The sequence below is a fragment of the Vibrio sp. 811 genome, assembly GCF_033339195.1.
In genome coordinates this window covers 46,070-58,197 of the sequence record NZ_JAWOUB010000004.1, presented here as the reverse complement: position 1 = coordinate 58,197, position 12,128 = coordinate 46,070, and the positions used below count along the sequence as shown (strand labels likewise).

11 protein-coding genes are annotated in these 12,128 nt (G+C 44.6%); 8 read left to right on the top strand and 3 right to left on the bottom strand.

What is annotated here, in order from left to right:
• Window positions 1-13 precede the first annotated feature (13 nt).
• Entirely contained in the window at window positions 14-532 is a 519-nt protein-coding gene (gene fldB / locus R7Q46_RS08795; RefSeq protein WP_005381790.1) for a flavodoxin FldB, read from the bottom strand.
• A gap of 157 nt (window positions 533-689) precedes the next feature.
• Here fldB and xerD point away from each other — a divergent pair, with 157 nt between their 5' ends.
• The 7 genes from xerD (at window position 690) to R7Q46_RS08760 (ending at window position 9,422) form a co-directional block, all read left to right on the top strand.
• Window positions 690-1,607 carry a site-specific tyrosine recombinase XerD gene (gene xerD, locus R7Q46_RS08790; protein ID WP_005381788.1) on the top strand — a complete coding sequence of 306 codons (918 nt, stop codon included), beginning with the start codon at window positions 690-692 and terminating at the stop codon, window positions 1,605-1,607.
• A 59-nt stretch (window positions 1,608-1,666) separates the two neighbouring features.
• On the top strand, window positions 1,667-2,455 hold the full coding sequence (gene dsbC, locus R7Q46_RS08785) for a bifunctional protein-disulfide isomerase/oxidoreductase DsbC (RefSeq protein ID WP_213960837.1): 789 nt from the start codon (window positions 1,667-1,669) through the stop codon (window positions 2,453-2,455).
• 43 nt (window positions 2,456-2,498) lie between these two features.
• Window positions 2,499-4,238, top strand: coding sequence for a single-stranded-DNA-specific exonuclease RecJ (recJ, locus tag R7Q46_RS08780; protein ID WP_017821504.1), 1,740 nt, complete (start codon window positions 2,499-2,501; stop codon window positions 4,236-4,238).
• A gap of 173 nt (window positions 4,239-4,411) precedes the next feature.
• Window positions 4,412-5,510, top strand: a protein-coding gene (gene prfB / locus R7Q46_RS08775; RefSeq protein ID WP_100068604.1) for a peptide chain release factor 2 whose coding sequence is annotated in 2 segments (ribosomal slippage) — window positions 4,412-4,486 and window positions 4,488-5,510 — 1,098 coding nt in all. Because the reading frame shifts where the segments join, the coding sequence is not laid out codon by codon here.
• Between the two features lie 34 nt (window positions 5,511-5,544).
• A complete protein-coding gene (lysS, locus tag R7Q46_RS08770) occupies window positions 5,545-7,062 on the top strand; it encodes a lysine--tRNA ligase (protein WP_005382861.1) in 1,518 nt (505 codons plus the stop codon).
• Between the two features lie 244 nt (window positions 7,063-7,306).
• Entirely contained in the window at window positions 7,307-8,641 is a 1,335-nt protein-coding gene (gene vpsR / locus R7Q46_RS08765) for a cyclic-di-GMP-binding transcriptional regulator VpsR (protein ID WP_017635067.1), read from the top strand.
• 529 nt (window positions 8,642-9,170) lie between these two features.
• Window positions 9,171-9,422 (top strand): hypothetical protein, encoded by a 252-nt coding sequence (locus R7Q46_RS08760; protein ID WP_005381776.1) that lies wholly within the window; start codon window positions 9,171-9,173, stop codon window positions 9,420-9,422.
• Between the two features lie 131 nt (window positions 9,423-9,553).
• Here R7Q46_RS08760 and R7Q46_RS08755 read toward each other — a convergent pair whose 3' ends face one another.
• Complete coding sequence (locus tag R7Q46_RS08755) at window positions 9,554-10,588, bottom strand: NADP(H)-dependent aldo-keto reductase (RefSeq protein ID WP_262647678.1); 1,035 nt, start codon at window positions 10,586-10,588, stop codon at window positions 9,554-9,556.
• 154 nt (window positions 10,589-10,742) lie between these two features.
• On the opposite strand from R7Q46_RS08755, the gene R7Q46_RS08750 reads away from it, so the two are divergent.
• The gene (locus R7Q46_RS08750) at window positions 10,743-11,054 is read left to right on the top strand and encodes a DUF6482 family protein (protein WP_005381772.1); all 312 of its coding nucleotides are present in this window, start codon (window positions 10,743-10,745) and stop codon (window positions 11,052-11,054) included.
• A gap of 15 nt (window positions 11,055-11,069) precedes the next feature.
• Here R7Q46_RS08750 and mutH read toward each other — a convergent pair whose 3' ends face one another.
• Entirely contained in the window at window positions 11,070-11,750 is a 681-nt protein-coding gene (gene mutH / locus R7Q46_RS08745) for a DNA mismatch repair endonuclease MutH (RefSeq protein WP_213871853.1), read from the bottom strand.
• Window positions 11,751-12,128 lie beyond the last annotated feature (378 nt).

Genomic DNA, 12,128 nt, shown 5'->3' with positions numbered 1-12,128 from the left:
CGTGTTTGCGCTATTAAAGCGTGTCGTGGAATTCCACAAGAACTTGTTCACACCATTTTTCGATGCGTTCATCACTCAGTTCGTACTGTGAGTCTTCATCTAACGCAAGTCCAACAAACTTGCTGCCATCTTCGATCAATGCTTTCGATGCTTCAAATTCGTAGCCTTCATTTGGCCAGTAACCGATAAAGGTTGCGCCTGTGGCTTGCAATTCATCGTGAAGTAAGCCCATCGCATCTAAATACCACTCTCCGTAACCTTCTTGGTCACCCAGACCAAACAGCGCTACAACTTTGCCTTTCAGTGGTGTGGTCGCGATGTCTTGCCAAATCGCGTTCCAATCTTCTTGAATTTCACCAAAATCCCAAGTTGAGATGCCAAGGAGTAATAAGTCGTAGTCCGCCATTAGTGATAACGGTGTCTCTTTCACATTGTGAATGTCGACAAGGTCTTCACCAATAAGGGTACGAATTTTCTCTGCTGCCATTTCGGTGTAGCAGGTCGTTGAGCCGTAAAAGAGTCCGATTTTCATTATATTCGTCGTTATTTGTGTTGCTGTTGTGGAAGATTCTAACCATAAATTGAGGAAGATTGCAGCGAATATCCTATGTGGGATGATTTTTTATGGTATTGGATTGGCAGGTGCTTTAATCTAAATACTGTAAATATAAACAGATAAGGAAGCATTCATGACGGCACAACAGCCTGTCAATCAACAGGATTTTTCGCTTGTTGAGCAATTCTTAGATGCGATGTGGATGGAGCGTGGTCTATCAGAGAACACGTTGGCTTCCTACCGAAACGATTTAATGAAGCTGCTCGTGTGGATGGAAAAACATCGATACCGTCTTGATTTTATCAGTTTGTCTGGCTTGCAAGAATATCAAAGCCACCTTGTAGATTTAGATTACAAACAGACGTCTCGTGCGCGTATGTTGTCGGCTATTCGTCGTTTATTTCAATACCTGCATCGTGAGAAGGTGCGTGCTGATGACCCGAGTGCGCTCTTGGTTAGCCCTAAACTGCCACAACGTTTACCCAAAGATATTAGTGAAGAGCAAGTGGACGCGTTGCTCGAAGCGCCAGACCCGAATGACCCTATAGAATTGCGCGATAAAGCGATGCTAGAGCTACTCTACGCGACAGGGTTGCGTGTGACAGAGCTCGTCAGTTTGACCATGGAAAATGTTAGCTTGCGCCAAGGGGTGGTGCGCGTGACTGGTAAAGGTGGTAAAGAACGTCTGGTTCCTATGGGGGAAAACGCGGTCGATTGGATCGAGACGTTCATTCAACAAGGGCGCCCTGCGTTACTTGGTGATACATCATCTGATATTGTTTTTCCTAGTAAACGCGCAAGACAAATGACTCGTCAGACGTTTTGGCACCGTATTAAGTACTATGCTTTGATAGCAGGGATTGATACTGATCAGCTGTCGCCGCACGTACTGCGTCATGCCTTTGCCACGCATTTATTGAACTATGGCGCAGATCTCAGGGTCGTACAGATGCTTTTAGGACATAGTGACTTATCGACCACGCAAATTTATACTCACGTGGCGACTGAACGATTGAAGCAGATCCACAGTCAACACCACCCAAGAGCATAACAATGGTTAGATTCATCCATGTCTTCTTGGAAAAACGATTTTACATTAAGGTGAATTTCATGAGCGTATTACGCCGACTAACTCTGCTGACTTTACCATTTTTTGTTACCGCTTGTGGTGCAGAAGAAAGTCAGGCTCAAACGGAGACTCCTGCGCAACAAGTGGCGCCAGCTGCACAAAGCGGCTTTGATGAAGCAGCATTAAAAACTAAGTTCTCAAAGCTTGGTTTATCTATCGTTGATATTCAACCATCAGACGTCGCTGGCTTATTGGAAATTCAAACCAATGGCGGGATCCTGTTTGCTTCAAATGATGGTAGCCATTTTATCGCCGGTACGCTTTATGCCATTAATGATGATGGCAGTTACAAAGATGTCATAGCAGAGCGTCAAGCGCCACTTAACGCCGAGAAAATTGCGCAGTTCTCCGATAGCATGATCGAATACAAAGCCAACGATGAAAAGTATGTTGTGACCGTATTCACTGATATCACATGTGGTTACTGTGTGCGTCTGCATAGCCAAATGCAAGGCTATAATGATCTAGGTATTACAGTGCGTTACATGGCTTACCCTCGCCAAGGTGCAACTGGCCCTGTGGCAGAGCAAATGGCAACGATTTGGTGTGCTGAAGATCCGGCGTCGGCAATGCACAACGCGAAAGTGAATCGTACATTTGATAACCCTGCGAAAGACTTGAAACAGTGTAAAGAAACCATCCAGGCGCATTACAATCTAGGTCGCCAATTGGGTATTTCTGGTACGCCAGCAATCTTCTTACCGAATGGCGAAATGGTTGGTGGCTACCTACCACCTGCAGAGCTATTGAAACGTTTAAAGCAACTATAATCCATTAGGAGCAGAGCCGGCAAAGTTGTCGGCTCTTTTAAGCATGATAGAAATTCAACGACGTCCTGAACCTGATCTTTCCCTTCTTCCTGATTCCATTCCTCCGATTCTTAAACGTATCTACATCAACCGTGGGATAACGGATCTTTCACAATTAGAAACGTCGGCCCGTGGGTTGCATTCATATCAAAAACTCGGGGGGATTGAGCAAGCTGTCGATCTTTTGTTTCAGGCGATAAAAGAACAAAAACGCATCATCGTTGTCGGTGATTTTGACGCTGATGGCGCGACAAGCTCAGCATTATCAGTGCTCGCGCTGCGTATGCTTGGTAGTCACAATGTGGATTACCTAGTGCCAAATCGTTTTGAAGACGGTTATGGGTTAAGCCCAGAAGTCGTTGACCAAGCCTTAGAGCTTGGCGCTGAGATGATCATGACGGTGGATAACGGCGTCTCATCAATCGAAGGCGTGCGTTACGCAAAAGAAAATGGCATTACCGTGCTCGTTACCGATCACCACTTACCAGGACAAGTGTTGCCTGATGTGGATGCAATGGTGAACCCAAACCTTGAGAGCTGTAGCTTTCCATCTAAAGCGCTTGCGGGTGTAGGGGTCGCGTTTTATCTCATGATGGCACTATGCGTTCATATGCGAAAACACAATTGGTTTGCAGAACAGGGGATGCAAGAGCCCAAGTTGATGGAATTGATTGACCTTGTTGCACTGGGTACCGTCGCCGACGTCGTTCCATTGGATGAAAACAACCGCATTCTTGTACACCAAGGTTTGCAACGTATTCGTGCGGGCAAAGCGCGTCCCGGCATCCAAGCGTTAATTGAGGTCGCTAAGCGCGATGCGCGTCGTTTAGTTGCGTCCGATTTTGGCTTTGCTTTAGGTCCACGTATTAACGCAGCAGGCCGTCTTGATGACATGTCTTTCGGTGTTGAACTGCTGATGTGTAACAACATCCACGCAGCTCGTCGCATGGCAAGTGAATTGGATGGCTTGAACCAGACTCGTAAAGAGATTGAAGAAGGCATGAAGCAAGAAGCGATGGCTTTCTGTGAGCGCCTTCAGTTTGGTGAAGGCAATGAGCTTCCTTATGGCTTAGCCTTATTCCAACGTGATTGGCACCAAGGTGTGATTGGTATTTTGGCTTCGCGCATTAAAGAGAAGTTTCATCGTCCAGTCATTGCATTTGCTGATGGTGGAGAAGGGACGATTAAAGGCTCGTGTCGTTCTATTCCGGGGCTACACATGCGCGATGCGTTGGATTTCATCGACACGCAAAACCCGGGTTTGATCATCAAGTTTGGTGGACACGCCATGGCAGCAGGCTTAACGATTAAAGAGCAGGATTTTGAGCGTTTCAGTCGTTTGTTTGATGAAGTGGTAAAAAAGGAACTCGATGAAGCGGCGCTAAAAGGCGTGATCATGTCAGATGGCGAACTTAAGCCGGAAGAGTTCTCTATGCATGTTGCTGAACAGCTGCGATCGGGTGGCCCTTTTGGACAAGCTTTCCCAGAGCCAATCTTTGATGGTGAGTTTAAAGTACTGCATCAAAAGCTGGTGGGTGAGAAGCATCTTAAATTGATGTTAGAGCCGCTTTATAAAGGTCACCCTACCAATGTGATGATCGACGGTATCGCATTCAATGTTGATCTACGTCGATGGCCAGATGCATCGGTTAAAACAGTACGTCTCGCGTATAAGCTGGATGTGAATGAATTTCGTGGTAATCAATCATTGCAATTGATGATCGACCATATCGAAGCTAAGTAATACCTAGATCAACCTTTCTTATAGAGTACGGTTGCCCCTAAGTGGGCGTAAAATTTTATGACCGTGCTCTCTCTCACCGCAATCTGATTTCTCATCCGAAATTTTCCTGTATCTCGGTCACATTTTTCAGTAGAATTTCTCGGTTAAATTCTATTCTAAAATGTTGAGTAAACATGTTTGAAATCAATCCAATTAAAAACCGTCTGCAGGACGTGTCTCAGCGCACAAATGTCCTGAGGGGGTATCTTTGACTATGACGCGAAGAAAGAGCGTCTAGAAGAAGTCAACGCAGAACTTGAACAACCAGATGTATGGAACGAACCTGAGCGTGCGCAAGCACTGGGTAAAGAGCGTGCATCACTAGAAGCGGTTGTTGAAACCATTGATCAACTAGAGCAAGGTGTGGAAGATGTAGAAGGTCTTCTTGAGCTGGCTGTAGAAGAAGAAGATCAAGAAACATTTGACGAAATTGAACCAGAACTTGCTGAGTTGGAAGAGAAGCTAGAAAAGCTTGAATTCCGTCGTATGTTCTCTGGCGACCACGATAGCTCTGATTGTTACATCGATTTGCAAGCTGGCTCTGGTGGTACAGAAGCACAAGACTGGACTAACATGCTGCTGCGTATGTACCTACGTTGGGCAGAAGCGAAGGGCTTCAAAGCTGAAGTGATTGAAGTCTCTGAAGGTGAAGTCGCGGGTCTTAAGTCGGCAACAGTTCGCATCTCTGGTGAATATGCGTACGGTTGGTTACGTACTGAAACGGGCGTTCATCGTCTTGTTCGTAAATCTCCGTTCGATTCAGGCGGTCGTCGCCATACGTCATTTGCTTCTGCGTTCATCTATCCAGAGATTGATGAAAACATCGACATCGACATTAATCCTTCCGACCTACGCATTGACGTTTATCGTGCGTCAGGCGCAGGTGGTCAGCACGTAAACACCACAGAATCTGCGGTACGTATTACGCACGTACCTACGAACACAGTGGTTCAGTGTCAGAATGACCGTTCTCAACATAAGAACAAAGATCAGGCAATGAAACAGCTTCGAGCGAAGCTATTTGAGCTTGAATTGCAAAAGCAAAATGCGGAAAAACAAGCTAATGAAGACGCTAAGTCTGACATTGGCTGGGGTAGCCAGATCCGTTCTTACGTATTGGATGACTCACGTATTAAGGACCTCCGTACGGGCATTGAAAACCGTAATACTCAAGCGGTTCTTGATGGCGATCTGGACAAATTTATTGAAGCTAGCCTGAAATCAGGTCTATAAAGCTTTTCACCGACAAAAACAGGATACATCGAAAATGACTGATGCTGTTCAAAACGAAACTGTACTAGAAGAAAATAAGCTGATTGCTGAACGCCGCGCTAAACTGGATGCAATCCGAAAGAGCTGCAAAGCGAACGGCCATCCAAACGACTTCCGTCGTGACGCACTAGCGGGCGACCTTCAGAAAGAGTTCGGTGAAAAGACGAAGGAAGAGCTAGAAGAGCTTAACCACGTAGTAGCAATCGCTGGCCGTATCATGGCTAAACGTGGTCCATTCTTGGTAATTCAAGAAACTTCTGGCCGTATCCAAGCTTACGCTGACAAAGCGGTTCAAAAAGTACTTAAAGAAAAATACCAAGGTCTAGATATCGGTGACATCATCGGTGTTAAAGGTGCACTTCATAAGTCTGGTAAGGGTGACCTATACGTGAACATGGAAGAGTACGAGTTGCTAACCAAAGCACTACGTCCACTTCCAGAGAAGTTCCACGGTCTAACTGACCAAGAGATGCGTTACCGCCAACGTTACGTTGACCTGATCGTTAACGAAGACTCTCGTCAAGCGTTCGTAGTACGTTCTAAAGTCATGTCTGCAATCCGCAACTTCATGATCTCTAAGCAGTTCATGGAAGTTGAAACGCCAATGATGCACGTTATCCCTGGCGGTGCGAGTGCGCGTCCATTCATCACGCACCACAACGCACTAGACATGCCAATGTACCTACGTATCGCGCCAGAGCTATACCTGAAGCGTCTAGTTGTTGGTGGTTTTGATCGCGTATTCGAAATCAACCGTAACTTCCGTAACGAAGGCCTTTCTCCACGCCACAACCCAGAATTCACAATGATGGAATTCTACATGGCGTACGCAGACTACAAAGATCTGATGGACCTAACTGAAGAACTACTAAGCTCAGTGGCGCAAGAAGTTCTAGGTTCAACGTCAATGCCTTACGGTGATGAAACGGTTGAGTTTGGTGGTACTTACACTCGTATGAGCATGTTCGAAGCAATCAAGCACTACAACCCAGACCACGCGCAAATCCAAGCGCTAACAGAAGAAGACCTACAAAACCGTGATCTAATGGTTTCTATCGCGAAATCTGTTCACGTTGAAGTAGAACCTTTCTGGACATGCGGTCAGCTTCTTGAAGAGATCTTTGGTGAAACAGCAGAACCTAAGCTAATGCAGCCTACGTTCATCACTGGTTACCCAGCAGATATTTCTCCGTTGGCTCGTCGTAGCGACGATAACCCGTTCTTTACAGACCGCTTTGAGTTCTTTATCGGTGGCCGTGAAGTAGCGAACGGTTTCTCAGAGCTTAACGATGCTGAAGACCAAGATGCACGCTTTAAAGCACAGGTTGAAGCGAAAGAGTCTGGTGACGACGAAGCAATGTTCTACGATGCAGACTACATCACTGCTCTAGAGCACGGCCTACCGCCAACAGCAGGCCAAGGTATCGGTATCGACCGTTTGGTTATGCTACTGACTAACACGCACACTATCCGTGACGTGATCTTATTCCCTGCAATGCGCCCGCAAGCGTAATTCGATAGGATGAGTAAAAAAACCACCTTCGGGTGGTTTTTTTTTGCCTTTTAGTTAAGGTAATTCAAGTTGTTGCACTTGCCTTTTAATGGGATATGCAAATAAACATTCGCCAAATCTCAATCTATTGCATAGTCTTAATACTGAGACAGACGTGAGGGGGCGGAGTCTCGATAATGTTACCCGCTCGCAAAGATAAGTTTGTGGCACAAAATTTCTATTAACAATGAAAAAGGGTTAGAGAATGGCTGGGCAGTTTAAGATGGATTCCATCCCGGGATCGCTTGTGGTAGTTGGCGGTACTTATGAGCCTTGGTTATCGGTACTGGAGCAAGTGGGCTGGAAGTGTCACCAAGTAGGTGATTTACGCAAAGCTAATACGCTGTTAGAAGATATTGGTCCATGTATCGGTATTGTTGATCTCAGCCATGACGAGTTCAGCTTGAATGGCTTGGCGAACTTAGTCAGCTCTCACAAACACGTACGTTGGTTAGCGTTTATTCGTGAATCTCAGCTTGGCACTGACACCATATGCCAGTTCATTGTTAACTTTTGTATCGATTTTTTCACAGCGCCGATCCCAGATGCACAGTTATTAAGCACAATAGGTCACCAGCTTGGCATGCTTAAGTTGGAGAAAAAAGTTTGGCCTAGTTTTGGTAGCAGTTTAGATATGGGTTTGATCGGTGAATCTATCCCGATGAAACGTTTACGCGATCAAGTGAAGCGCATTGGTCCAACGGACGTCAGCATTCTGATTTCTGGGGAAAGTGGGACTGGTAAAGAGGCGGTTGCTAGGGCCATCCATAAAGTCTCTTCACGCTCTCATAAACCGTTTATGGCAATTAACTGTCGCGCACTCAATGAACAACGTTTCCAAGCTGAAGTATTTGGTATTAACGCCGATGAAGATATGGAAGCATGCCTGCTTGAACAAGCAGATGGTGGCACCGTGTTGTTTAATGACATTCTTACCATTTCAAAAGAGCAGCAAATGAATCTGCTGAGATTCTTGCAAGAAGGCACCATTGATACTAAAGATGGCGTAAAAGCGGTTAACGTGCGTATTCTTGCTGCTAACTCGTCGGATGTTGAAAAAGCTTTGATTGACGGTGACTTCAATGAAGAGCTTTACCATTACATCAACGTTCTGCGCATCAATGTCCCTAGCTTGAAAGAACGTGCGAGTGACATCGCATTGCTGGCTCGTTTCTACTTACAAGAGTTCTCAAAAGAGTACAACTCGCAAGCAAAAAGCTTTTCTGAGGATGCATTCAAGGCACTGACACGTTATTTCTGGCCTGGAAATGTGCGTGAGCTTATGAACCAAGTGAAGCGAGCGGTATTAATGTCCGACAGCGTAATGATTGAAGAGCATCACTTAGATTTACCTCAACGTAATGACTCAAAGCGCAGCTTGAAATCAATCCGTGAGAAGAGTGAACGTGATGCGTTGCTGGTTGTTTTGGAATCTCATTCTGGTCAAGTTTCAAATGCGGCGAAAGAGCTCGGAGTTTCGCGTGCAACCATGTATCGACTACTTAATAAACATAACTTGATTTCCGAACAAGCCATGTAGTTGGCCTTTCCCTGTGTTAAATGGGCGAATAAATACAATAAAAGAGAGTGGCCACAGAGCCGCTCTTTTTATTTTTTGTTTGGTTTGATTTATAAAATCCGCAAATTTATATATTCCTCAGGTGAATATGTTATACGTAAAAGTATATGAAACTAAATTGCGGTGTATTGGTTTGTTTTTAATCAAAAAGGCAAAAAATGTTTGATATATATTCATCAAAGCTTACAATTTAACCGTAACTCAATGAGTTATACCTTTCATAAACGGATTAATTTTTAGCTAGGAGGCGCAAGATGAAACATTACGTTGTTAACACCACTGCTTGCGCTGATCGTATGCCTATCGCTCCGATAACCCTTAAATCGGATGATACCAATACCACTGGCTCACAAGATAAAAATTAATCCGTAACCTATCATATTTATTACTAGGCTGCGGGAAAGTAGCGGCTTAGTATCAACAGAATATTTCTGTTCATTTTACGCACTATTTTTCCCAGTCGAATACATCGATAATCGGAGAAAATATTATGCGTCACTCTATTTACTTACAATTGGCCACTTTGCTATTGAAAGCAGACCTTAAACGCGAAGAAAAGCAATGGCAGCGAACCATACGCCGAACTGCTCATGATATTCCATGGACGAATGTCCATCTATTGAGGGATATTGGTTTAGATCGCGATGGGCGTTCTACACGTGCCAATGTTCCGGATGCAGTAAAAGTTGAACGTCGAGTTCGTCACCTTCGTCGAGTCTTAACGTCGCGAATAATGACGTAATCGTTAGCGTGTTGGGCTGACTGAGTTGCTAACGAGTCATTCAACACGCTTAACTTTTTATATGAAGTATGACTTCATTGGATAAACAGCTGATCTTGAAGATCAGCTGTTTTCGTTTGAAGGTGGTACTGTTAAGGGCAAGGATTCGAGTAAGTTGTACCTATTGCTTGAATTTCAGTAAGTAGTTCGTCGCTAAGTTGCAAATCAATACTGTCGATATTGGCTTTTAATTGGTCTAGGTTTGTTGCTCCTATAATGTTAGAAGCAACAAATGGACGCTGATTGACAAACGCGAGCGCCATTTGTGCAGGGGTTAGACCATGCTCTTGAGCTAAATTGACGTAAGCTTCGGTCGCTTTAACACCTTGTGGAGTGAAGTAGCGCGCAAAACGCTCCCACTTAGTGCATCGAGCGCCTTCAGGTTTTGCCCCGTTTAGGTATTTACCACTCAGGCAGCCAAATGCCAAAGGAGAGTAGGCAAGTAACTGAACGCCTTCGTAATGGCTGATTTCAGACAAGCCAACTTCGAAGCTGCGGTTCAATAAGTTATATGGGTTTTGAATGGAGACAATTCTTGGCAAATCGTGTTTTTCTGCCAAACGCAGTAGCGACATCACCCCCCACGGCGTCTCGTTGGATACGCCGATATAGCGCACTTTACCTGCATTCACTAATTCAGTAAGCGCTTCCAACGTTTCAATTAACGTGACTTCTTCTTGTTTGTCAGGGTATGGGTAGTTGAGTTGACCAAAGCAGTTGGTTTGACGCTGCGGCCAATGTAGTTGGTACAAATCGACATAATCGGTTTGTAGACGATTAAGGCTGTCATCAATTGCTGTATGGATGTGGCGACGATTAAGGCTCATGTTGTCTCTAATGTGAGGAACATTGCGAGGGCCTGCCACTTTTGTTGCCAGTACTACTTTTTCTCTTTTGCCGCTTTTTGCCAACCAATTACCGATGTATTGCTCGGTGAGCCCTTGTGTTTCCGAGTTTGGCGGTACAGGGTACATCTCTGCGGTATCGATGAAGTTCACACCATGATCGAGGGCAAAGTCGAGCTGTTCAAAGGCGTCCTTTTCTGTGTTTTGCTCGCCAAACGTCATAGTGCCGAGGCAGATTTTACTGAGCTCAAGTGATGAGTGCGGTAGTTTTGTGTATTGCATATCACGTCCTTGAAGAGTTACCGACTAAATAAGTGACTCCAATATAGGGGATTTTTAGCCGCAATCGCAAATGATTTACGTATAAAGGAAGAGCAAACTCGAAAGCTACAGTTAGCCTAACTACACTTAAATGATCGTGTGAAGGAGGTATGTTATGCAGAAGCATCAATTGGACATGTGGCTACATGGTCCACATAAAGATACTTATAAAACTCCCAAAGTATTTGTGATTGGGTGTTCTGATGTCTCTGACTATCTTTTAGCTGTGGAGTACAAGCATCAACTTGAGCCGATTAAAGACGGTGAAGACCCGATACATTTTGGCTCTCTAGACTTAGTAAAAGAAGAACTATTGAGGCTAGGGGTCGATAAAGCGTATTTAAGGCTGCGCAATGCGTATGACGAATGTGGCACTGAAGAGGCAGCCTCGTACTGCGATATTGAGTTATCGCTCGTGACGCACTAAATAGCTGATATGGTTTTATTCTGGTTGAGTGTTAATGTAGTGCTTGAGTAAGATCTGTTCAGTAAACTGTGTTCTAAGGTAAAAGCCTCGGGGCAGAGTTTTCATCGGCTTACCATTTGAGTTGTATGCTTCGGTGAGCGCTTTTGCATTTGCGGCTTTAGGGCGAAGATGCAGCGCTTCTCCGTGTCTGGCGGAAATTTGATCAAATCTTCCCAAGACGATCATCTCCATTAACTCTTCCCAGTCATTTCGCAAAATCCGCTCTTCTTCTTCATCTGGTGACCAAATGAGTGGACTGCCCACACGTCTTTCAGGGAGTGGGATTTCTCGTTCTCCTTCTACGGGTACCCAAAGGACACGAGATAGCTTGTTTCGAACATGACTTGTTTCCCATGTAAGACCATGAACGCCAGTGAGGGGCGCCACAGAAACAAAGGTTGTTTCTAAAGGTTTGCCAGAGTAACTGATCGGAATACTTTTCAACTCGATCCCTAGTTTTGCGAAATCTTGTTGAGGTTTACTGCCAGCTGGAGCGCCCAAGTGCCATTCGAGTAATTGACCCACCCAACCTTTATCACGTTTTAAGTTTTCAGGAACAATCATATTCGCCTCGGCGGCCAACTCAGTAAAACTGAGTCCTGCCATATCATGCGCTCGTTCCAATAGCTCTGCTTCTGTTTGTGGTTCTGGTTTCATAGTTACAAGGTGGTATTACAAAAAATATAGTTTATCAAACTCCGACCAAATCTACTGTTTAAGATTTCACCGAGGCGGTGTAAGAACGATCAATTCATAACTTATCCACAGGTGGAGGAGGTATTGATAAGATCCTGACGAGGTCTGTATGAATAAACAGGGGTTAAAATGCATTTTTGGGGTTGATTTTGTTGTAATCATCTAAACGAATAGCAGGTGAGTGTGGATAAATAGCCTGTTGGTGGATCTTTGACCGATCTGAGTTTGGTGAAAAGATCATCAAGAAACTGAAGATCGAATTATCGTTATTTTTAAAAATAAATGCTTTTTTATCAATATTTTATGTTTGTTTTTTTGTTTCTTCATTTGTTTTGCTTT